General features: G+C 34.7%; 23 protein-coding genes. 12 read left to right on the top strand and 11 right to left on the bottom strand.

Annotated elements, in window-relative coordinates; all coding sequences use genetic code 11:
• Nucleotides 1–9 precede the first annotated feature (9 nt).
• The 3 genes from CVT14_RS02365 to CVT14_RS02355 form a co-directional block, all read right to left on the bottom strand.
• The gene (locus CVT14_RS02365; RefSeq protein ID WP_107849607.1) at nt 10–906 is read right to left on the bottom strand and encodes a hypothetical protein; all 897 of its coding nucleotides are present in this window, start codon (nt 904–906) and stop codon (nt 10–12) included.
• Between the two features lie 9 nt (nt 907–915).
• Nucleotides 916–1503, bottom strand: a complete 588-nt coding sequence (locus CVT14_RS02360) for a hypothetical protein (RefSeq protein WP_107849606.1) — start codon at nt 1501–1503, stop codon at nt 916–918.
• Between the two features lie 100 nt (nt 1504–1603).
• Nucleotides 1604–3325, bottom strand: coding sequence for a DUF262 domain-containing protein (locus CVT14_RS02355; RefSeq protein ID WP_107849605.1), 1722 nt, complete (start codon nt 3323–3325; stop codon nt 1604–1606).
• 131 nt (nt 3326–3456) lie between these two features.
• On the opposite strand from CVT14_RS02355, the gene CVT14_RS02350 reads away from it, so the two are divergent.
• From CVT14_RS02350 to CVT14_RS02335, 4 genes are read left to right on the top strand one after another with little or no spacing between them, the layout of a single operon-like run.
• Complete coding sequence (locus CVT14_RS02350) at nt 3457–4275, top strand: SIR2 family NAD-dependent protein deacylase (protein WP_107849604.1); 819 nt, start codon at nt 3457–3459, stop codon at nt 4273–4275.
• Between the two features lie 53 nt (nt 4276–4328).
• The gene (locus tag CVT14_RS02345) at nt 4329–5246 is read left to right on the top strand and encodes a helix-turn-helix transcriptional regulator (protein WP_021093415.1); all 918 of its coding nucleotides are present in this window, start codon (nt 4329–4331) and stop codon (nt 5244–5246) included.
• Nucleotides 5247–5258: 12 nt separating this feature from the next.
• Complete coding sequence (locus CVT14_RS02340; RefSeq protein ID WP_107849603.1) at nt 5259–5795, top strand: type II toxin-antitoxin system death-on-curing family toxin; 537 nt, start codon at nt 5259–5261, stop codon at nt 5793–5795.
• A 16-nt stretch (nt 5796–5811) separates the two neighbouring features.
• The gene (locus CVT14_RS02335) at nt 5812–6387 is read left to right on the top strand and encodes a metallophosphoesterase family protein (RefSeq protein ID WP_107849602.1); all 576 of its coding nucleotides are present in this window, start codon (nt 5812–5814) and stop codon (nt 6385–6387) included.
• Here CVT14_RS02335 and CVT14_RS02330 read toward each other — a convergent pair.
• The 6 genes from CVT14_RS02330 to CVT14_RS02305 all read right to left on the bottom strand — a co-directional run bounded on the left by CVT14_RS02330 (nt 6369) and on the right by CVT14_RS02305 (nt 13720).
• Entirely contained in the window at nt 6369–6701 is a 333-nt protein-coding gene (locus tag CVT14_RS02330; RefSeq protein ID WP_107849601.1) for a hypothetical protein, read from the bottom strand. The genes CVT14_RS02335 and CVT14_RS02330 overlap by 19 nt on opposite strands.
• Nucleotides 6702–7294: 593 nt before the next feature.
• Nucleotides 7295–9043 (bottom strand): DUF262 domain-containing protein, encoded by a 1749-nt coding sequence (locus CVT14_RS02320; RefSeq protein WP_107849600.1) that lies wholly within the window; start codon nt 9041–9043, stop codon nt 7295–7297.
• Between the two features lie 21 nt (nt 9044–9064).
• Nucleotides 9065–9220: a hypothetical protein gene (locus tag CVT14_RS10635; RefSeq protein WP_159071742.1), complete on the bottom strand. Its 156-nt coding sequence runs from the start codon at nt 9218–9220 to the stop codon at nt 9065–9067.
• 61 nt (nt 9221–9281) lie between these two features.
• A complete protein-coding gene (locus CVT14_RS02315) occupies nt 9282–10760 on the bottom strand; it encodes a DUF2779 domain-containing protein (RefSeq protein ID WP_103616523.1) in 1479 nt (492 codons plus the stop codon).
• On the bottom strand, nt 10747–12423 hold the full coding sequence (locus tag CVT14_RS02310) for a DUF262 domain-containing protein (protein ID WP_103616522.1): 1677 nt from the start codon (nt 12421–12423) through the stop codon (nt 10747–10749). Before CVT14_RS02310 ends, CVT14_RS02315 begins: the two co-directional genes overlap by 14 nt.
• Nucleotides 12404–13720, bottom strand: a complete 1317-nt coding sequence (locus CVT14_RS02305) for a DUF262 domain-containing protein (protein WP_103616521.1) — start codon at nt 13718–13720, stop codon at nt 12404–12406. The genes CVT14_RS02310 and CVT14_RS02305 overlap by 20 nt, the downstream gene beginning before the upstream one ends.
• Before the next feature lie 135 nt (nt 13721–13855).
• Here CVT14_RS02305 and CVT14_RS02300 point away from each other — a divergent pair, with 135 nt between their 5' ends.
• The 4 genes from CVT14_RS02300 to CVT14_RS02285 all read left to right on the top strand — a co-directional run bounded on the left by CVT14_RS02300 (nt 13856) and on the right by CVT14_RS02285 (nt 16607).
• The gene (locus CVT14_RS02300; RefSeq protein WP_103616520.1) at nt 13856–14152 is read left to right on the top strand and encodes a hypothetical protein; all 297 of its coding nucleotides are present in this window, start codon (nt 13856–13858) and stop codon (nt 14150–14152) included.
• 281 nt (nt 14153–14433) lie between these two features.
• Nucleotides 14434–15633: an ATP-binding protein gene (locus CVT14_RS02295; protein WP_107849599.1), complete on the top strand. Its 1200-nt coding sequence runs from the start codon at nt 14434–14436 to the stop codon at nt 15631–15633.
• A gap of 363 nt (nt 15634–15996) precedes the next feature.
• Complete coding sequence (locus tag CVT14_RS02290; RefSeq protein ID WP_107849598.1) at nt 15997–16326, top strand: type II toxin-antitoxin system RelE/ParE family toxin; 330 nt, start codon at nt 15997–15999, stop codon at nt 16324–16326.
• Nucleotides 16323–16607 carry a helix-turn-helix domain-containing protein gene (locus CVT14_RS02285; protein ID WP_084041731.1) on the top strand — a complete coding sequence of 95 codons (285 nt, stop codon included), beginning with the start codon at nt 16323–16325 and terminating at the stop codon, nt 16605–16607. The genes CVT14_RS02290 and CVT14_RS02285 overlap by 4 nt, the downstream gene beginning before the upstream one ends.
• A gap of 31 nt (nt 16608–16638) precedes the next feature.
• Here CVT14_RS02285 and CVT14_RS10630 read toward each other — a convergent pair whose 3' ends face one another.
• Nucleotides 16639–16776, bottom strand: coding sequence for a hypothetical protein (locus CVT14_RS10630; RefSeq protein WP_159071741.1), 138 nt, complete (start codon nt 16774–16776; stop codon nt 16639–16641).
• 166 nt (nt 16777–16942) lie between these two features.
• Between CVT14_RS10630 and csx20 the strand changes: the two genes are divergently transcribed.
• The 4 genes from csx20 (at nt 16943) to CVT14_RS02265 (ending at nt 20119) form a co-directional block, all read left to right on the top strand.
• Nucleotides 16943–17317 (top strand): CRISPR-associated protein Csx20, encoded by a 375-nt coding sequence (csx20, locus tag CVT14_RS02280; RefSeq protein WP_107849597.1) that lies wholly within the window; start codon nt 16943–16945, stop codon nt 17315–17317.
• Nucleotides 17318–17410: 93 nt separating this feature from the next.
• Nucleotides 17411–18730 (top strand): CRISPR-associated DxTHG motif protein, encoded by a 1320-nt coding sequence (locus CVT14_RS02275; protein WP_107849596.1) that lies wholly within the window; start codon nt 17411–17413, stop codon nt 18728–18730.
• Between the two features lie 75 nt (nt 18731–18805).
• Nucleotides 18806–19426, top strand: coding sequence for a DUF4433 domain-containing protein (locus CVT14_RS02270; RefSeq protein WP_159071740.1), 621 nt, complete (start codon nt 18806–18808; stop codon nt 19424–19426).
• Between the two features lie 9 nt (nt 19427–19435).
• On the top strand, nt 19436–20119 hold the full coding sequence (locus tag CVT14_RS02265) for a macro domain-containing protein (RefSeq protein ID WP_107849594.1): 684 nt from the start codon (nt 19436–19438) through the stop codon (nt 20117–20119).
• On the opposite strand, the gene CVT14_RS02260 is transcribed toward CVT14_RS02265, so the two are convergent.
• Nucleotides 20120–21079: a helix-turn-helix transcriptional regulator gene (locus CVT14_RS02260; protein ID WP_107849593.1), complete on the bottom strand. Its 960-nt coding sequence runs from the start codon at nt 21077–21079 to the stop codon at nt 20120–20122.
• Between the last annotated feature and the right edge of the window lie 128 nt (nt 21080–21207).

Here is a 21207-nt window from a genome sequence, read left to right as displayed (position 1 = left end):
TGTCTTGCTTTAAATTTCATAGTATTCATCCCAGCAAAGCGCCATATCAACAGAGCCTATACGTAGTATGTCTTTGATCTTACAGATATGTGTGTTGTTTATAAAAGCTGCAAATATGTAGCAAAAATATGCCTTCTTATCAAAATAGACAGAGCTACCAAAATATTCATTACAGTTTTGCGTCCAGCGGCTCTTTTTCTTGCTCATTTCGCCAGGGACGATAGGCTCATTTATGATAGCTAAGAAATTATCGTCATTTTCATCATAATCTGGATCGTCTTCGCGCAAGCGAAAGACCAAACGAAATTCCATAGCATAATCCTCGATAAATCCACTCTCAAACCTTGCTTTTAGCCTGTTTTCAAGCATTTTTGCATCTCTTATTAGGATATCTTGATAGCTAGCTAGCGCTTTATTTATCTTTACTATTTGCTCCCACTGATCCTTGCTGGCATCAGAGATATACTCTTCCCTCTCGCTACACTCTAGCTTCTCCAGGCAAAGATCTATAGGCGTATAGTCATACCATGAGCGAAGCTTACCATCCATCCTGTCGATAGTTAAAATTTCATCCCAGCTAAGATCCGTATGGTCATATAGGCAGTGGTAAAACCAGCAGTGCCACTCGCCAGACATCTCATGTGTGGGCCAGTTTCTAAATTCGTTTTGATTTTCCGTATAAAAGTAGTCATTTGCATGATCCATGAACTCCTCATATCGCATAAGAAGTTTATCTTTTGAGTAAAAAGAGAGTAGTAGCTCACAAAAATGATCATACGCCTCTTTTATATCTTTTGCGCAGAGGTCTATCTGCTTTGCACGTGGCACGACACGGCGCTCAAGGTCATAGAGCCTTTCGTTTATGCTATTTAGCTTTCGCCTTTGCTCCTTTGTAAATTGTCCCATTTTTGTCCTTTAAAATTTAATCGTCGCGACTTGTTCGTAAATTTCTTTATCAATAAATTTGCCATCCGTATCAATCGAGTAGTTTTTGCCTAAAAAATAGAGCTTAAAGCCAGTTATAGCTCCAAAAATAGGCAGAGTTTGCGTTTTTTGATAGTAGTTTTTGGTAATCTTTGAGATGACTTCTAGCTGCTCGTGCAATGCTTTAAAACAAAGCTCATCTGAAAACGGCGTTAGGCTGATATATCTTAAGTGCTGCGCCATAGCAAGGGCAAATATAGGCTCACTTTTGCGCCTAAAATCCGTATCTATATAGATATATGAGCCTCTAAATTTCACTCGCTCGTTGTAGAATTTTCGCACCTCGCTAAGCTCAGCGTCTATGTTAAGAGCAAAGTGCTTGCTAAGTGCTAGGACGAGCGTTTCTGAGCTGTGTGCCCAGTCAAAGTGCCCCTTTGTGATGAACTCATCTAGGCTCTTTGCTGCCTCTAAATTTGCAAGTGCTCTTGTGAAATTTTGCTCTCTTACGTAGCCAAGTGCTTTTGAGAGCGCCTTTTTATCGCTGTTTTGTGTGAGAATTTTAAGTTGTTCGTAGATCATTGATTATCCTTTTTTGATTTTTATCGCCGATACATTTTTTGCGATCTGTGAAATTATAGCGACTATAATGGACAAAAAATGTCCATTATAGTTTAGAGAGTTAATTTATAGTTGGATTTTGCCAAATTTTAAGAAAATCATTAAATATTTTTTCTGAGCGTTCTTCTATTTTACTTTTATTCCAAACTCTATTTTTTATAACTTCTTGCGTTATTTTAAGCATTGCATGTTTTTGTATCTCTTCTCTTTTTTTATCCCAGTTATTGTTTTGTATAGCAGTATTTAACTTGCTTTTTAGAAGTGCCATATTTCCTATTTGATATATTAATTCATTCGCCGTTTCCTCATTTTTACCAACATTTGACCAGTTTTCTTGCCAAGTTTGCGGCATAAGATGCTCTAGTGTATAGGTATATTGCAACTCACTAATATCATTTTTTTCGCTTCTACAATTATATAACTCTATCCAAAATAGCACTAAGCCGGCTCTATCATTACTTATTTTTTTTAATAGAGCTTCTTTTATTTCGTCATCACTTGTTATATTAAGTTTTGGCTTTCCTTCTGAGTCTGGTATAAAAAGCTTTTGTTTCATAGTTTCTTTACCATCAATATCTTTAATATTATTGCCAACAATTTTACTAATACTATTTGTCGCTTTTTTGCATAGCCAATGTCTAATTATGAAATTTTCAAGCATAGCATAACACCCATCTAACTCGTTTTTATCAAGCTCTAAACTACGTAGCTTTAACACGAGAGGTATAAAAACATTGTATTCTGATATGCTCATTATATGAAGCAATCTTTTTTCGTTATCGCTAAATTTAAAGGTTTCGCCCTTATCCGCCCAAGGAAGTTCATAAAAAAGATTTGCATACCAATTTATCTCTTTTATAATATCTAAAACCTCGTCTTGGCTTTTATCTTTTATATACTCTTTATACAGCATACTAAGTCCATCTTGCGTATGCTTTTCTATATTAAAAAAGCCTTTTATGAGAGCATAAGCATAAAGTAAAATCTCGCTTCTATATCTTCTTGAAGCTTTTTCTTCCCAAAATTTTAAACGTTCATTTGAACCTTCAAATATACTTTTCCAATACTCATCGTATATTTCCTTTGCCTTTTCTTCGCTCATATTACCTGATTTTATCAGTCTATCAAATATTGCATTTTTAATAATGTCCATTGATGATAAAACTAAACCTGCAGAGTTTATAGAGTCAAATATCTTTTGTTCGTCTTCATTACCTTCCAAATCTATCACAACCCACAGTTTCGTTGTTAGTATATAATTTAGAAAATTTATTATTTCGTTTCTTTCTAAAACACTATCTTTTAGTCTTTCTGAAAAATACTTATAACAAGCAAGTAATTTATCGTCATTTTTTAAATCACATACTTCAGAATAATCTTTGGCTTTTATAATAGCATCAAAAGAAGCTCTATTGATTTGAGAGTGTTTTATTTTGGGAGCATCTTCTTCTGTTGGCATTATTTTATATAAAAAATGCCTGTAACCGCCAATAGTATTTTTTTCCAATATGTCAAAAATAGATTTAATTAAAATAGAAAATGTAGTAAGTCTTTGCTGCCCATCTATTAAACTTTTACGAGTCCACTCTCCAGTTCTAGTTGGTAGTTGTTTTAGTATGATTGATCCTAGAAAATGCGATCTACTTTCTTTAAAACTATAAAGTAGATCATCAAAAAGTTGCTCCCATTGAATTTTGCTCCATACGTAAGGACGTTGAAAAAATGGTATTTCTATATTATTTTCTGTTGCCATAAATGAAAAATCTTTTTCATTTGCCTTCATTATCTCTCCCTTTTTTAAAAATTAATTAATCGATTATATCACTTTTATAAAGTAAATATATTAAAAACAACGGACACAAAAATGTCTGATCAGTTCATTACAATTACCCAAATTTCTTTGAAAGGATCAAAATGCAAGAGAAGATAGACAGGATCAAAAAGATCATATTAGAGGCTGATGCGGTTATCATCACAGCAGGTGCTGGCATGGGTGTAGATAGTGGATTACCTGATTTTAGGGGAGATGTGGGATTTTGGAGGGCGTATCCACTTTTAAGGGATAAAAATTTAAGCTTTGAAGATATGGCAAATCCGCAGTGGTTTTTAGATGATCCAAAGCTAGCATGGGCATTTTACGGGCACAGACTAAATTTATACAAAAACACAGAGCCTCACGAGGGATTTGGACTGCTTTTAAATCTTGTAAAAAGTAAAAAAGAAAACTACTTTGTCTATACCTCAAACGTCGATGGACACTTTGCTAAGGCTGGCTTTAGCGAGGAGAAAATTTACGAGTGCCACGGCTCGATCCACTACTCTCAGTGCATCCACAAGCGTGATGGCGCTATATGGCAAACTTGTAGCGACATCAAAATAGATGAAGAAAATTTTATCGCTTTAGATATGCCAGTTTGCCCAGAGTGTGGCTGTGTAAGCCGCCCAAATATCGTGATGTTTTACGACTGGATGGTAAATACAAGGCGCATAAACGAGCAGTATAAAAGATATGAAGCGTGGCTAGAGCAAAACAAAGATAGCCGCTTTGTGATCATAGAGCTAGGCGCTGGGCTTGCGGTGCCAACAATTAGAAATTTTGGTGAGAAATTTGTTAAACGCTCAAAAAAAGCAACTCTTATCCGTATAAACCCACGAGATAACTACATCTCAGAGTATATCGGCATAAGTCTAAAATGTGGCGCGTTAGATGGTCTTAGGCAGATATTATGCTAAAAAAGACACCCTCTAGTCCTAATTTGGATATAATCCCCAAACCAGGAGGCCTAATGAAACCCATCATAACCAAACAAGAAAACAGCAAATTTGAACGTATAAATACGATAGCCCTAAAGCTAAGAGAGAGACCGCACACGATAAAAGAGCTAACAGCCATGCTTGGAGTGACCTCAAAGACCATCCAGCGCGACCTTTACGACACGCTAAGAGAGTATGGTGCCGTCAAAAAGGGGCACTACTGGAGCTTAAACGACGAGGACGCGAGCGACGGACTAGACGGCGATGATAGAGTGGTGCTAAATATCCTTGATAATGTGGCAAAAAATATGGGATCAAATTTTTACAGCAAGGCTCACGTGCTTCTAGAGCAAATTTCTCAGCAGCTAAACCACCCGATACTTACAAACATAAACAACGAAAAGCTAAGCGAGGATGATCTTGTAAATTTTCAAACGCTTGAGGATGCTATAAGAGAAAAAGCGGAGATAACATGCACGTATAACGGCTTTGAGTTTCTTGTAAAGCCTCTAAAGCTGGCACTTTTTGAGGGTTTTTGGTATCTGCTCTTACTTGATAGCAAAAAGGGCAATAAATTTAAGAAATTTCACCTAAAGAGCATAAAAGATATAAAGCATAGCGGGGAGAAATTTGAACTAAGTAGCGAGCTAGATGAGCGTGTAAAGGCGATGAACTCGGCATGGGCAAACCTAGAAGCTCCAAAAACAGCAAGGCTACTGCTAGCGCCAGAAGTGGCAAAATACTTCGAGCGAAAACCGCACGCAAAGCAGCGCATAACTGGTCAAGATAGCGACGGCTCGGTCGAGATCGAGATAGAATTTACGCACATAATGGAGATAAAACCGCTCATATATTATTATCTGCCATTTATCAAGGTACTTGAGCCAAAAGAGCTAGCTGACGAGGTCAAAAAAGATGTCAGCGAGTATCTAAAAGAGATAAATTTCTGACAAAGAGGCGCTATGAGCAGCAACGATAAAGAAGCGCTAGAGCTTATCAGATACTATAAAAAGAGCTGGTCGCTACTGCAAAAATTTGATGATGGCTCGCTCGGACCCTGCAAAAGCGATGTGGGCGAAAATTTTATCCTTGGATATGACGAGGCGCTAATGGCAGTGGGTGAGCTAAAAAGAGAGCTTATAAAAAAGGGTGAGGCGTCAAATATCTTTGGCGTCCAAAAGGCAGATGAATTTGAAGGGATAATAAAAAATATCTATCAGACATTTGGCGGACTTGATCTTTTGGCGAGCTCACAAGAAAAAGCGGCAAATTTAATCTACTACATCATCAAAGACCACCCATTTAGCGACGGCAACAAGCGCATCGGATCATTTATATTTGTATTGTTTTTATCAAAATGCAAACTGCTTTTTAAAAGTAACGGCGAGCACAGGATGAGCGACAACGCCCTTGTTGCACTTGCACTGTTCATCGCTCAAAGCGAGCCAAAGCAAAAAGATATGGTGGTAAATTTGATCGCAAATTTGCTTGGGGATTAAAGGCTGATAGATACAAATGAGCGGCATAAAACTTTTCCACGCTAGCGATCTGCACTTTGGCGCTGGCTATTTTGACTATATTTTAGCCCTTCAAAATAAATTTGACATCTTTTGTTTTAGCGGTGATTTTCTATATAAAGAGAGTGCACAAGAAAAAGAGCAAACTGCTTTGTGGCTAAAAAGCTTTAAAAAGCCCGTGTTTGTATGCTCTGGTAACCACGATATGCCGCCATCTTGGCTAAATTCCATAAATAGCATATACTCTGATGGCGCTATAAAAACTATAAAAGGCGTTAAATTTGGCTGCGTGCCTTACTTGTGCGATGATCTGCTTGAATTTGCAGAGTGTGATATCTTACTGACACACGTTCCCCCAGCAAAGACAAGCACGAGCATTAGTAAAAATGAAAAGGACCACGGAGATATAGAGCTTGCAAGGCTTATAAAAAATAATCTTTTAAAGGTAAAGATCATCCTTTGTGGGCATATCCATGAGCCAAAATCTCGCACGGACGTTTTAAACGGAGTTAAAATTTATAACTCTGCAAGTAGCGGCGCAAAAGAGCCATTTTATCAAGCAATAGAGCTATAGCTCTCTATCATTTTAGCCACCTCTTGATGCTCGTATGGCGTCATGTTTGTATCTAAAATTTGCAAGCATATCTCTTTTATAAATTCGCTCTCACAGCCAAAGTCATTTTTTAGATTTTGCAGTATAAATTTAGCCTCAGTAACGACATCATACGCATTATTTAGTGCCTTAACAGCTTGCCTGTAGAAATCTTTTGACATCTCAGTGTTGCTATATTTCATAAAATTTGCATTATTTACGTAGTCATAGCTTGACTTAGCCTGCGCCAAAAAAGAAAACTCATCATACTCTTGCCAAATTTCTTGATCGCTCATTTTTACTCCTATGTTTTTAGTATAAATAAAAATATGGACAAAATTTGTCTATAAAATATCCCAAAAGAAGACATTTTTCTGTCTTTAACTCTTGCTAATATCCTCTTAAATTTTTTAGGAGGTAAAAATGGTTTGTTCCAAAGAAGAACTCGATCATACCCACTCAGATGTCTAGCGCCTCAATAACTATAGAAGAAATTTTGTCTATTGATGAGATATATTGGCATTTTGAGCCAAGGCTATACTACAAAAAGGAAAAAATAAGCGCCTCTCTCAATGAGAAGCTCATTTGGATGCCTATTATAAGCTCTAATGACTATAACATAATCTGCCAAAGGGCGTTAGGGAGGCAAGCACCTTTAAAGACTTTGATAATATGTATATTCGTAACAGTTTTTTGACCTTTTGGTTTGATTTTGAATATAAAATTTTGCCAAAAAGTTATAAAAATTTTATCATCCGTTTTAGACAAACACCCACTCAAAAATTTTATAAACATTTTTAACTTATCGAATGTGAGATGTAAAATATTTAAACCCAGAGATCTGGGCTTAAATTTATTAATGGACTAACATACAACTATAAAGTGTACCCTATAGTAACTCTCGTAATTTGCTTATCATTAGTTTTTCGCGTTTTTCATAAAAATCATCAAAATTGTCTAAAGACAAATTAACATCAGGTATTAAATGATCCTTTAAAAATTTATTCTTGTCTTTGTTTCTGCATTCGCTTTCAACCCACTCTTCAAGACTCTTGTCGTTTTTAGCCATATTTTCGTTTGCATCTAGCAACTGTAAATTAGGGAGGGCATCGTACATGGAAAAGTCATAGTATTCTTTTTTATTTTTCTCCATCAATTTTTTATACTCTTTGTACTTACTTTCTGGGTGCAAATGATCCTTGTGAAAGTTATTCTTTGTGTCTAAATTTGGGTACAAGATAGATAAGACGGCAAAGGCCTCTGGACTATTTTTTCTATACAGCATTAAATCTTGCAAAAAGTCATCATCGATAGTATTGCTATATTTATAGGACTTTTCAATACCTTCTAATGGAAATTCATCAATGTTTTCGTCAAAAAATACTTTATCGTTAAAATCCTTTTTAAATACTTTTCTCGTTGTGGTTAAAACGCTATCTGCGCTTCCTCCAAACGGCTTAAATAGCGTAGCTCTTAGTAAGTATTTTTTTATAACTTCTCTAGTTTGTTTTTGTCCAGTACCGTGAACTATGGAGCTGGCTAAATTTTTATGATATACATAATAAAGTACTGGCAAAATTGCATTATTTGAACTCATTGTTTGCGCATTAAACCCAAAATTTCCGAGCAAATCAAAAACGCTATGAAAAGCCATTTTTATATTATCCCATTGCTGTTCGATATTTTCTATAAAACCGTTATTAAAACTACCTATGTCAAATTTTATATTTTCGTGATATAAATACAAAAATGCTTTCAGTGCTAAATCTTTCGAGATATTAAAGCCTTTAGAGTTATTTATAAAATCGACAAGTTCATTGATCTCTTTTCTTGCATCTTTTTTTTTCCAGTTTGCGATAGCATAACTAAATAAGATATCAGAATAGCTAAGGTGTGTCCCGCCCGAGTTAATACGAATAAATATATTCACTGCTTTTTCTGGATTTTGATCATCTTCTTGATAGAAGCTGATAATATCTTCTGAAAATACTCTTTTTTCAAAAAGTGCTAAATTTTTAGTTTCTTTGCTGGATAAACCAAAATTTTCTTGTATTTCCATAGCCTTTACATCGTTATTGCTATGAGGATATATATCTTTGCATCTAAACCATTTTTGATCAAATTTATCCGTATAAATGGTTTTGTTGCCAGTTTCAGTTTTTTCCAACCATAAAAATTCATATTCTACGTTATCATTTTTAGATTCTTGACTTGCGGTTAGGTTAAAATAAAATTCGCAAATTTTAAATTTATCGTCTGTATTTTCCCATTTTTTATACGGCCTATGCGTATGGTATTCGCCGCAAAGCGCCAAATATAGCGAAGTTAATCTTTGTTGTCCATCTAGTATAGCCGAAAATTCACTAATGCTTTTGGTAGGTTTGTATTCGTTATGGGTATGATACCATTCTCTAAAGTATCTCAAAAAACTGTAAAACTTCCATTGCTCTGCACTTTCGCTTCTAACTTTCCAAAAAAGCATAGAGCTAATAGGATAGCCTCGCATAATAGAATCAAATAGTCTTTCCACTTGCTCTCCAGACCAAACATACTCCCTTTGAAATGCTGGAATAAGATATTTGTCCATCCCTATTTCTAGTATTGCCTCTGCTATTTTTATTTGTTGAAATCCGGCCATATCCTACTTCTTGTAAAAATTTTATATTATCATTATAACTAAATTTATATTTTTATAAAGATTAATGTCCAAATAATGCCCAGCACCTACTGTGATGACTATGGCGTCTGCGTTTTTGATGATCTCTTTTGCTTGAAGTATCGCCTCTTGCAATGACATAAGTTTATCTGCGTCCATGTTGCCTCCTATGGCTTAAATGCTTTTGGCATTATAGCCGGCAAACCAGACACTTTTTTGTCTATTTTATAACTTCGCGTAGTTTTTCTAAAACTTTAACCATCGCCAGAGTATCTAGCTTGCAGTATGCTAAAAGTGCCTTTTTATAGGCCTCGCGCTCCTTGGCTGGCATATACGCCATAGCTTCATAAGCCTGCATCGCCTCGCCACCATGGTGGATCAAATTTAGATCCTTATATGCTGACTCAAACTCGGGCACAAGCGCTGGCAAGACATATTTTATAGAGTAGCTGCCTTGCATTTTTGGGTGGTAGTAGCTTTTGCTAGCAAATGGCGCCATCAGGTCTTTTATGTTGTCGTGGATAGCCATAAGCTCATTTGAGATTTGCGGATAAATTTCAGCAAGACGTCTTATAACTCTTTTTTCAAAGCTCATATTATAGGCTAGCACGCAAGCATCTTGCGGGATAAATTTGATCAAATTTAGTGCCAGCTCATATCTAGGATCGACTCCGACCTCAGCCAAGAACTCAAAATGCTCCAAATTTCCCTTGCCATCATCCTTGTGGATAGAAAGCTGAAAAGGTATCTGCTCATACGGACTAAGACCTATAAACTCGGGCACTGCTTGCTGAAATGTCTCAAAGTCAAGGTGGTAGAGTGGATAGCTAAGTGTCTCTAGAAATTCTTTGATAGCCTCTTTGTCTATGATCTGCTCCTTTGAGAGCTCAGAGCGGATTTGTATCTGCTGAGAGGCGTTAAATTTATCTAGCTCTTTGATATCTTCAAATTTAACTATGCCGCTTTTATAAAGCTCAAATTTCTTTTTACTTCTTAAGCCGCTAATATCAAAAATACTATACTCTGGTATGCCTCGCTGCTTGCGCCAGCAGTACTCCCAAGCATCGCAAGGATATGGGTTTGAGCACTGAACTCCGATATCAATCTCTGGTTCAACATCTTTGCTAAGAATTTCATCAAATTTACTTAAAATTTGAGGGATATCTGCTTGTTTTTGCTTTACTTGCTCGGTCACGTCTTCGGTATGAAAAAACTTATCAAGCTCGAGCTTCTCGCCTCTTACGTAGCTGCTATCTATGTGGATGACATTTACGGCACTCACCTTGTAGCCAAGCGAGCTAATGACGTAGTACTGGATGCTTGCATCATCGATATAGACCTCTTTTACTGAGGTGCTACTTTTTACCTCATTAATAATAAGCCCGTCCTTGCCGATGCGAAGGATATCAACCATAACAAGGATGCCATCAAAGCAAAAAGTGGCCTCGTAGATCACCTTTGTGCTGTGCCCCATAAGCTCTTTTGTCCTTGCTATCTGCGAGCCAAAGTCGCCAGTATACTCTATTCTCTCGCCGCCGCTAAATAGCTCACAGGCTAGCTCGCCTACTGATGTGCCAGTGTCAAACACAGCCTGTGCGCCATCATCTGGAGCTTGCAAAACCTCTGGCCTTTTCTTTTTAAGCCACAAGCTCTTTTCGCATTGAAGACCGCGGATGTATAGGGATTTAGAAAGTGCCATTGGTTATGCCTTGAAAAAGAATTTGTTTCATTTTTACGCCAAGGTCTTTTATTCTTTCAATGCTATAGCCTTGTTGAAGTGTGTAAAGTATCAACATTTTTATACTTGAGTTTGGATTTTCTTTTATCCTTTTTAGCTTCTCTCCAAAATTATAATCGCTTAAACTAGAATTAAAATCTTTTCTTATTAAGGCCAAATTTCCAAAATCATCTAGTGCTTTGTTATTTTCTTGCAAATTTGTTGCCCACATATGCTCTACCGTGTCTTGGGATTTAATTAGGTATTCATCTCTATTAAATTTAGGAAATACTGTTTTTATATTGTCTGCACAAATACCACAAACATTTAAATCTTCAAAATCTCGCCAAAGTAGGTATTCCAGCCTATAGAACCAATAGTGTGGTACCGCTGTCCCATTATCCAAAAAACTTGAGTCTATTTTTTTAAGCATTTGTGTTTCTATGTTTTCGTTTTTATAAATTTTTTCTATAACGTTATTTATTGTTTCTACTATTTTACGAGATCCGTTATTTCTTAGAGCACTTTTTACCAGTTCGTTGTCTAATTGCTCAAGAAATTTAGTAACTTTTTTTGCATTTTCCTCATTATACTCTCCTAGCGAGCTTTTATCTAAAAAGGCTAGTAATGCAGCAATAAATTCTGGCTTATCATATTCACTGGTATAGTAAAACATCCTTTGTAAATTTAGTAGCTTTTTGTCTTTAATATCGTCATCTCTATAGACAAATTCATCGAATTTATTACGCATATCTTCTAGGAACTTAATAAATTCAGAGTATATATTGGCTTCTTCCTTAAAAACCTTATCAAATTCACCTAAAAGTTTATCTTTGTTTACGATAATGTCTATTTTGAGTTCTTTTTTAGCAACAAAGACCCTTAAAGCTAGAAGTAAAAATACCGGAAATTTTACCAAGCTTTTTGCAACGGAATTTGTTTTAGTTTGTGCTTTTTGCTCTTCTTTGTAGGTTTTGTTTAAAAGCACATTTATAGTTTCTAGCTCTCCGCATTGTATATATTTATTGTTGTTTTTTACTTGATCCTTATACTTTTCATCCATATTTGAGATCATATCCCATTTTCTTGCTATGCCTGTATAGTTGTCTTTGATATTACTTAAAAATCTAGCCTTTAAAACTTGATGATTTTCAAGCTGGATGCTTTTTGTATTAACTAGTTCAAAATACTCAGTAGCTTTGATATTTTCTGGGATAATAGTCATTGTAAAAATAGCTGAATTTAGTTTTTCTTTAAAAGAAATTTCACATAAAGTCTTATTATTTTTTACAAAATTAATAGCCTCTAAAATTTGCTGGTTGATATATCTATGTTCATTGATATCAAAGTTTTTTAGTTTTTCGCCGTCACCACTATCTATTTCATAATCTAACTCAAATGGTTTTTCTCTTAGAGCCATAAAAATAATATAAATGGTAGTTAGCCTCTGCTGTCCGTCTATAACGATAAATTTATCGTTATTCTTTTTAACTACGATATTGCCAAGATAGTGCCCTTCTTTGCAGTTTATATCGCTTATTAGTTTTTCAATATCTTGTTTTTTCCAAGAATACGCTCTTTGGTAAAAAGGTATTTCAAATTTAAGCTTTTTTAAACTGTTGATATTATTTTTTCTTGCTTCCATCTTCTTTTCCTTTCAATTTTATAATACCAAACGAGCAACTTTTTATATAATTTTCTGTATATTTATCCTTATTTTTTAATTTTTTTAGTTTTTCAGGCGAGATATATACTGTATCAACATTAGATTTTAACTCTTTTTCTATCTTTATTTTTAAAGTTTCTAATACACTTGATGTGTCTATGAGCTGCAGGAGTCGGTTGGTAAAATTTGATAGCATATAGTTATTCGGATCAATCCTATCATGTTTACAAACTACTATTAAGACATTGAAAAGTACTAAATCTGAAATTTCATCCAATGCTTCAATACCGAATTTGTCGGCTACACATAGTAAAACCACGTGGCAAGCATGATTTAGGTAACTACATCCTGTAAAATCTCCATTAAAAAATATAAAATTACTTTCAATGTATTTTAAGATATCGCAATACTTAAAAACGTATTCAAAAAAATTTGCGCCACCAAGCACATCATCTGCTATCGATATATTGCTTTTGTAAATTTTTATTTTTTCATCGAAATGGTTTTTAAATTCTTGAAAAATAGAGTAATTTATCCTGTACCACTCATCATCTGCTCCATAATAACCAAAGATTATATGTAGATAATATGCATTAGTTTTTATATTCCTTATGGTTAGTGCAGTTCGTAGTGTGCGAAATATCAAATTCTCCCTCAAAAACCAAGAGATATTAACCCCGTATAAAGAGTACTCGTTCCATTTTTTAGTGTAATGAAGCATTAGTTGCTTTGATTTTGTCTCGTCCATAAACATTAGGTGGTGATTTTTGAGCAGATCTGTTTCACTAAGGGCTCTGCCGCTAGTATTGTGCGTATCAAAATACAAAAATGCTTCGTCTAAGTCTTCAGTTTTTACGAACGTAAATTTAACCTTTTCTTTTATATATTTTACGAGTCTTTCTTTATCTTTTGTATCAGCCCATTCTAATTTTAAAAGCTCAAAATTTCTTTTCAAAGCCTTGTGCGATAAGATATTTAGTTTATTATTTAAAAAAAGCACATCATTATCGCCTAAAGCTTTTAAAATAAGGGCCAGCGTAGTTATGCGCTGTTGTCCATCAACTATATTTATAGCGCCTGCTTCTACATGCAATATAATATGTCCTAATAAAATTTCATCAGAGATTCCATTCTCAAACGACCTTTTAATGCTTGAAAATAGCCCCAAGGCTAGATCCTCACTCCATACATATGGGCGCTGATAGTCTGGAATTTTATATTTTTGACAACTTAGTATATCGCCAGCACTTAAAATATAGTTTGTTTCATTTTCCATTATATTCCTCCTTTATCTACTCTATATCGTCAAAAAGGTCTTTATTTTAATGTCCTTTTGTGAGATCATAGCAGCATAATAGGAATAAATTTTGTCCATTTTTTATTTTAAAATTCATTCAAAAAAGGAGTGGTGATGAAAAAGATCAAACGTATAAAAGAGCTATTTGAGGCAGGTAAAGAGAAACAAGCAAAGGATATGCTAGGTCACTTGCTAAATGACTCGACAAATCAATGCTTTGTCTGTACAAGATGGATATACCGCACGATGTGTGGTAGGCCTGAAAACGGCATAGCCGGTGCAGCTGCTATATTTAAGCTCATGCAAAAGAACAAAAGCGCTGAGTTATTTGGGCAAGTATATGAACTAGAGGATGATCTTTTTTCGCATATAGGCTTTCACAAATGGGCTCGTAAAGGTTTTAAAACCTAAAAAAACTGGTAACTCCCTAAATTCTAAAGGATCTAATTAAAGAGATAAATTTTTATCAATGAGAAAAAGGTGGGGTGTTAAAAGTAATGCTTTAATATTAAGGAAATTAAATTTCAAAAAGAACCCAACAGCACTATTAGTAAGGTTGCTTTCTTCCATAAAAATGTATATAGTCATTTGCAATAAAATGTGCTTTTACTTAAAAAATAATCTTATCTGTATTGTATTACACATATTTTTATGATATAATTGTATTGTATTACATAATTTAGGAATAAGTCATGTTAGATCAACTTTTTTTAAAGAGCAACGACCTTATAAGGTTAAACAATCATAAATTTAAAAGATATTTTATAGACTCCAAGGATTTATCTCATAGACTTATCGTTATCCTAGGGCAAAGAGGAATAGGTAAAACAACTACACTAGCTCAGCTAGCTAGTAAAAACAAAGATAGTCTTTACCTAGGCTTAGATGATATAGAGATATCAAATGATATAACCTCGATCATAAGAGAGTTTGTATTAAATGGCGGAAAGCATCTATATCTGGATGAAATTCATAAGAGTAAAGATATATCTGCAGTATTAAAATTTGCCTATGATAACTTTAAAGAGTTAAATATAGTAGCTACTGGCTCATCTGCTCTTGAAGTGTTAAAAAGCTCTCATGATCTAAGCAGAAGAGCAATCGTATATAAGATGAGTGGAATGAGTTTTAGGGAGTATCTAGGGCTAAGGTATGGTATAAATTTAAAAGCTATTGAGCTTACAAATTTACTTACAAATCATCAGGGGATAGCTGTTGATACCAATAACGCCTTAAAGCAAAAAGAGCTAGCCGTCATTAAGCTTTTTAGAGAGTATCTAAAGGCGGGTTACTACCCGTACTATAACGATATGCCAAATGATACTGCCTTTTATCAGACCCTAAGGCAAAGCATAGAAGCTACGATAGATAGCGATCTTTTAAGTATATATCCAAATTTAAACGGCAACACAGCAAGAAAGCTAAAAATCTTAACTCATGCTATAAGCACAAACGTCCCATACCAGCCAAACTACTCAAACCTAAAATCGCTTGTTGATATAAGGGATGATAGGACGCTAAAAGAGTATCTTGCTATGCTTGATAGTGCCGGGCTTATAAGGCTTTTAATGAAAAGCAAGCTTGCAATAAAAAATATGGACAAGGCGGATAAAATTTACCTTGAAAATACAAATTTAATGTATATAAACAGCCCAGATATAGGAAATGTAAGAGAAACATTCTTTGCTAATCAGCTTGGAAATGTCACTGAAATTTACTCTGGTAAAGGTGGTGACTTTATGATTGGTAATAAATTTATCTTTGAAATAGGCGGAGCCAAAAAGAGCTTTGAGCAGATAAAGGATATGCCAAATTCTTTTATAGCAGCAGATGATATTGAAGTTGGTGTCGGCAATAAGATACCATTGTGGCTATTTGGGTTTTTGTATTAGGGTTTATATACGTGTAAGATAAGCCAAATAGAACATTGCCTAAAGTGTGGGGATTATATTTTTTAGAATATACAACACAAAATCGGAAATAGCGTCTAAAATTTCAAAAGATTTGAAAAAATGCTTTAATGAGGAAAAAGCCGGTATTAGTGTTTTTAAAATAAAAATTATTATAGCTTGTAATTATGATATTAAATCTAACAAGACTACTATGAGCACTTACGATGAGCCGTAACTTCAAAAATTCTAAAGGATCTGGTTGAAGAGGTAAAATTTGATCAAGCAGGGGGAGGGGAAGGGTGAGTGTTCTTAAAAAGTTATCATATTTGACAATAAGTTATCAAAAATGATAATATAGCCGACATGAAAGAGCAATTATGGAAAATCACGTTTTATGATAAGAGCGTTGAAGACGAGACACTATCTTTACCAGATACTATTTTGGCTAATTTACTTCGCATACTTGAAATGGCTAGGGAGGTTGGACCAAATTTGGGCAGACCTCATAGCGCACCTCTTGGCGATGGACTATTTGAGTTTAGGGCAAAAGGTAAAGAAGGTATCGCAAGAAGTGTCTTTGTAAATGTCATAAATAGAGAAATAGTGATTTTACATACGCTCATTAAAAAATCAGATACCATTCCTAAAAAAGATATGAAGATCATTATGCAAAGAGCAAAGGAGATAAAATGAGACCAACATTTGAGGATTTTAAAGAAAAAGCTCTAAAAAGAAGCGAGGTAAAAAAAGAATACGATAGGCTAGAGATTGAGTTTGAGTTAAAACTAAAACTTATAAAGATCAGAAAAGCTGCAAATCTGACTCAAGAAGAGATGGCAAGCAGAATGAATACTAGTAAAAGCAATATATCAAGACTTGAGAGCTTAAATTCTAAAATTTCCCCAACAATCTCTACTTTAAATGCCTATGCTAATGCTGCTGGATATAGGCTAGATGTGAATTTTGTGCAATAGCCTTGGAGCGATTTGCATTTATATAAATCTACTATGTTGATCTTCTATTATCCTTTGGGTGCTTTTGCTTTCTTGTGTAGGTCTTTTTAGATCTCACGACTCTTACATGCAGGCTGATGCTTCCTTTGATAGACGCTACTATAACTGAATCTCTTGTTTTTGTTTTCATTTTTATCCTTGTCTTATAGAAGTACAATAATTATAGGGCACAAAAACGACAGTATATGTCATAAAAATTAAAGACCAAGCATTTTTCTATTTTGCTTCTTTTTTGCCACAATGTGTCCAACTTGCTAGATACTATCTCATCTTATTTATTTAAAAAAGGGATAACAATGAAAAAAATGTTTGTTCTAATAAACCATGATTTGACACAAGAGCAAAAAGATCAAGCCATAAAATCATTTAATATCGACTATATAATAAATATTACCGACGACATGTGGTCAAACATCAACCCAGCAGATGAAAATATATTATATGCTTTAAATACATACAAAAAAGAGTTGATGCTTGAAGCTAAAGCCGGTGATATTTTGCTGGTACAAGGTGACTTTGGCGCTACTTTTAACATGATAAATTTTGCAAAAAATATCGGGATAAAAACCATCTATGCTACTACTAAACGCATTGTTAAAGAGCTTGCCATAGATGGCAAATTGGTAACTAGGCGTGAATTTAAGCATGAAAAATTTAGGGAGTATTTATAAAACCTATCTTTTTTATTAAGTAAAACACAAGTTGTAAAACGAGATAATCTCCTACACTTCAAAAATATAAGCTGTTAAATTTAAAGGAAGCAAATGCCGCTAACTATAGTCAAAAAAGCAAATCCACCCCAGAGTGAAGAGATCAACAACAAAACAGCAGTTATCACCATCCTTGGCATACAAGGCCAAAAAGATAACATTAAAACCAAAGGCTGTGCTAAGTACTATTTTGCTGGTGAGAGCCCTGATAACTCGCAAGAATTTTTTAACACCTTACCTCTTCTAGCAGATAAATTTGGTGCTGAAAATATAGTGCCTATATATACTGCCGATGCTAGAGAGTTTAACGAAGAGGTAATAGCGCACTATGTAAATTTTAGGATAAATTTTAACGATAGCTACAAGATCACAGATGAGAAAAATTTTGAAGCTATCTTTGAGATATTTGAAAGAGCTGTAGATGACCTAGTTAAATGTGGTGTTGGCAAGATCGTCTTTGACGTGACGCATGGCTTTAGGCATCTGCCTTTGCTAGCACTAGTTGATCTACTCATACAAAATTTCTCAAATGTCTCTCAAATAGATCAAATTTTGTTTGCAAAAGAGATAGAAAAATCCAAGTTATACGAGATAATAGATCTAAGACAATACCTAGATATCGCCAACATCGCTTTTGTGATCACAGCTTTTTCGCAAAACTATACTCTAGCGCAGCACATAAAGACAAAGAAATTTGAGCCGCTAGTAAATGCTTTAAATGATTTTTCAAATAATATACTAAGCTTAAATATCGCAAAGCTGAAAAGCTCGCATGGTGAGCTGATCAAGGAGCTCGATAGGATAGATGATATCGCGCTTATATCAAGAGCTAAGAATTTAAAAGACGGGCTAAGTAAAATATGCGATTGGAGTGATAGTGCCTATGTTTTTAGGTATAAACTAGCTAAAGATATGTTTGAAAAGGGCTATTTGCTGCAGTCGTTGGTACTCTTGTTTGAGAGTGTAAATAGCTATATAGTTGGAGTTTTTGAAAGAAATATCCCTGTCGTTTTTAAGAAAATTTTAGATGAATGTTCTAAAAAGAAAGAACGTAGGAATTACAAAATTAGCAATTTTTTTGTTCAGGCACTAAAAGTTCGTGCCGATGCATCCAATGATGATTTTGCCTATAGTACTAAGAGAAATTTAAAGTATCTTGACCTTACAAATTCTGATATAGATAACATAAGGTCAGTAATCAAGACAGAATTTGGTTCAGGCGGTGAGTTGTTAGAATATCATGAAGAATTATATAAATTGCGTAATGACTTCGCACATGGTAATATCAGCGAAGAGGAATTTAGCCATATCAAACAAGAGATAAAAAAGCTATTTGATAAATATCAAGACTTTATAAAAATACAAGATAGTTAGCTATTTAATATTTTTTATAGACACTATATGTCTATAATGCCTCTTATAATCTCCGAAAAAATAACGGAGGTTATAATGAGCAACCAAAATTTCTTAGACGGCATGAGCGAAATTTTTCATATGACAGACTCTAACAACTTGAAAAATATCTTACTACATGGCTTGCAAAATCATTACAACACCTACAGACAAGTAGATATTAGCAACCAAGAGGTTAATGCAAGACGCGAAAAGGTTGAGCAGATATATGGACATAAAATTCACGACTATGTCCCATTTTATTTTAATCCTCGCAATGCTATGCTCTATAAAAATAGAAACAATACTCGTGTTATCATTTTAGGATTTGATGTTAGGGTTATTAAAGATCACCAAGATGATTTTTTGATATCAAATCGCAACGCGTCTGCAGATGAGGCCAAATTTAGTAAATACTTGCCAGACTTGCAAGATCCAAATTTTATAAATTTTGACGATGTCTTTTCTTTGAGATGGTGTAATAATGGTGTTAGACATGATGATATCAAGCAAAAAATGATGGCAGAAATTTTGATCAATGATGTAGTTTATAGCCGCTACATACGCTCTATATATGTTAAAGATCAAATTAGCAAAAAAGCTATCGAAGAGCAACTAGCTGATGATCTTAAAATGTATAATATCAACGTCATAGTTGATCCAGCTAAATTTTTCTAAGGATAAAAAATGGTAACTCTAAAAAATGGAAATATATTTAACACCAAAGCAGGCACTATCGTAAATACAATTAACTGCGTAGGTGTCATGGGTGCTGGTATAGCCTATGAGTTTAGGCTGCGCTATCCTGAGATGTTTGCGAGATATGTCGAGCTTTGTAGCGAGGATAACCCAAATAAAATAGATATAGGCAAGCTATGGCTATATAAAGCAAATGATGGACGACAAGTGCTAAATTTCCCTACCAAAAAACACTGGAGAGATCCATCAAAAATGAGCTACATAAAAGCTGGCCTTGAAAAATTTGCAAATACCTATGCGAGCAAAAATATCGATAGTGTCGCGTTTCCTCTTCTTGGTGCTGCAAATGGCGGACTTGATAAAGACGAAGTTATAAATTTGATGATGAAATTTCTAGAGCCTTTAAATATAGAGTGCGAAATTTGGGAATTTGATGAAAATGCAAGCGATGATTTGTATGATGACTTTGCGCTCAATTTTGATATCAACGAGCTAAAAAGGCAAACCAAAGCCCTAGGCGTAAAAAATATAAGATTTCAAGCCATTAAAGATGCGATAGATAGCGGACTATATCATTCTCTAAGCTCTTTACTAAAAGCTCCGGGCATAGGCGACAAGTCACTTGAAGCATGTTTTAGACTAGTTAAAAGCATGCCTCAAGGATTATTTTAGCTAGAGTAGATTTTTACCTTCTTCTATCTTTTTTATGATCTTTTGTTTTAGCTCCATCGGGGCTAAAATTTTAACGTATCCTAAAAATTCCATGATAAAAAACTCTATCTCCTTAAGATCCGTAAGATGATAGCTAACTACGATCGCCCCGTCTGGCCTTCGCTCTATTATATTTTGCGACTGAAAAAAGTTTTTTCTTTCAAACAAAAAGGCCTTTTGTGGGCTGATCTCGAGCCGTACCTCTATGAGCGAGTTTCTCCACTCATGAGAAAAGACCGCAAATGGCGTCTGGATATTTTTTATAAAATCATCGATGTTATAGTCGTGATTAAACGTCTCGCCCTTGATAACATCTAAATTTACTATCCCAGCTATCCTAAAAATTGAAAAATCATACTCGTTGTTGCTATTTGCCAGATATAAATTTTCGTTGATTAGCAAAATTTTATATGGCTTTACCTCTTTAAATTTTTTACTATCAGACCTATTTGTCGGGGTATACTCGATCGCGAGTTTTTTGCGGTAGCGTATCGCATCTTCTAGCGTTTTGATGACGGATTTATCTAGCTCTGTCTCGATCGGACTTGTGATAAAGTCATAAACGCCCAAAGACTCGTTTATAGCTTGAGATACGGCCGTTTTTTTGCTGTTTTCATGAAATTTTTGCGAGTTTTTGGCAAGCATTGTGTAGATTATCTTTAAGACATTTCTCTTTCTCTCATCAAGTAGATCATCAAGTAAATTTGTATTGATAGCTTGATAGCAGCCAGACTCTGTGCGCTTTATCTCTATCTCACCAAAAACACTTTTTATCGCGTCAAAGTCTCGTCTTATGGTTTTATAATCTAGCCTTGGCGCCTTATCTTTTTCACTTATCCATAGCTCATCTTGTGCAGTGTTGATTATCTCGCCGCGGTTTAGCTTTTTAAGTAACCATAGTATCCTGGTCTGGGCGTTCATTGCTTTATCCTTTTTAAAACTTTTTGCAAATTATACCTCAGTTTGTCCATACACTGTTTTATAATTCTCTCAATAAAACAAAATAACTTAAAAAAGGAGCAATCTATGCTTTGCGATTTTATCGATAT

It is taken from the genome of Campylobacter concisus (assembly GCF_003048445.1).
GTDB classification, from domain to species: domain Bacteria; phylum Campylobacterota; class Campylobacteria; order Campylobacterales; family Campylobacteraceae; genus Campylobacter_A; species Campylobacter_A concisus_BF.
Note: the sequence above shows the minus strand (reverse complement) of the source record. Positions and strands in the feature narration are given on the sequence as shown.

Excerpts from the sequence above, each read along its gene's own strand:
- CVT14_RS02355 (WP_107849605.1), bottom strand. The coding sequence starts at position 3,325 with ATGAAGGCAAATGAAAAAGATTTTTCATTTATGGCAACAGAAAATAAT.
- csx20 (WP_107849597.1), top strand. The coding sequence starts at position 16,943 with ATGAAAAAAATGTTTGTTCTAATAAACCATGATTTGACACAAGAGCAA.
- CVT14_RS02300 (WP_103616520.1), top strand. The coding sequence starts at position 13,856 with ATGAAAAAGATCAAACGTATAAAAGAGCTATTTGAGGCAGGTAAAGAG.
- CVT14_RS10630 (WP_159071741.1), bottom strand. The coding sequence starts at position 16,776 with ATGAAAACAAAAACAAGAGATTCAGTTATAGTAGCGTCTATCAAAGGA.
- CVT14_RS02340 (WP_107849603.1), top strand. The coding sequence starts at position 5,259 with ATGAGCAGCAACGATAAAGAAGCGCTAGAGCTTATCAGATACTATAAA.
- CVT14_RS02295 (WP_107849599.1), top strand. The coding sequence starts at position 14,434 with ATGTTAGATCAACTTTTTTTAAAGAGCAACGACCTTATAAGGTTAAAC.
- CVT14_RS02310 (WP_103616522.1), bottom strand. The coding sequence starts at position 12,423 with ATGGAAGCAAGAAAAAATAATATCAACAGTTTAAAAAAGCTTAAATTT.
- CVT14_RS02270 (WP_159071740.1), top strand. The coding sequence starts at position 18,806 with ATGAGCAACCAAAATTTCTTAGACGGCATGAGCGAAATTTTTCATATG.
- CVT14_RS02320 (WP_107849600.1), bottom strand. The coding sequence starts at position 9,043 with ATGGCCGGATTTCAACAAATAAAAATAGCAGAGGCAATACTAGAAATA.
- CVT14_RS02285 (WP_084041731.1), top strand. The coding sequence starts at position 16,323 with ATGAGACCAACATTTGAGGATTTTAAAGAAAAAGCTCTAAAAAGAAGC.
- CVT14_RS02265 (WP_107849594.1), top strand. The coding sequence starts at position 19,436 with ATGGTAACTCTAAAAAATGGAAATATATTTAACACCAAAGCAGGCACT.
- CVT14_RS02365 (WP_107849607.1), bottom strand. The coding sequence starts at position 906 with ATGGGACAATTTACAAAGGAGCAAAGGCGAAAGCTAAATAGCATAAAC.
- CVT14_RS02345 (WP_021093415.1), top strand. The coding sequence starts at position 4,329 with ATGAAACCCATCATAACCAAACAAGAAAACAGCAAATTTGAACGTATA.
- CVT14_RS02350 (WP_107849604.1), top strand. The coding sequence starts at position 3,457 with ATGCAAGAGAAGATAGACAGGATCAAAAAGATCATATTAGAGGCTGAT.
- CVT14_RS02330 (WP_107849601.1), bottom strand. The coding sequence starts at position 6,701 with ATGAGCGATCAAGAAATTTGGCAAGAGTATGATGAGTTTTCTTTTTTG.
- CVT14_RS02260 (WP_107849593.1), bottom strand. The coding sequence starts at position 21,079 with ATGAACGCCCAGACCAGGATACTATGGTTACTTAAAAAGCTAAACCGC.
- CVT14_RS10635 (WP_159071742.1), bottom strand. The coding sequence starts at position 9,220 with ATGGACGCAGATAAACTTATGTCATTGCAAGAGGCGATACTTCAAGCA.
- CVT14_RS02275 (WP_107849596.1), top strand. The coding sequence starts at position 17,411 with ATGCCGCTAACTATAGTCAAAAAAGCAAATCCACCCCAGAGTGAAGAG.
- CVT14_RS02305 (WP_103616521.1), bottom strand. The coding sequence starts at position 13,720 with ATGGAAAATGAAACAAACTATATTTTAAGTGCTGGCGATATACTAAGT.
- CVT14_RS02335 (WP_107849602.1), top strand. The coding sequence starts at position 5,812 with ATGAGCGGCATAAAACTTTTCCACGCTAGCGATCTGCACTTTGGCGCT.
- CVT14_RS02315 (WP_103616523.1), bottom strand. The coding sequence starts at position 10,760 with ATGGCACTTTCTAAATCCCTATACATCCGCGGTCTTCAATGCGAAAAG.
- CVT14_RS02290 (WP_107849598.1), top strand. The coding sequence starts at position 15,997 with ATGAAAGAGCAATTATGGAAAATCACGTTTTATGATAAGAGCGTTGAA.
- CVT14_RS02360 (WP_107849606.1), bottom strand. The coding sequence starts at position 1,503 with ATGATCTACGAACAACTTAAAATTCTCACACAAAACAGCGATAAAAAG.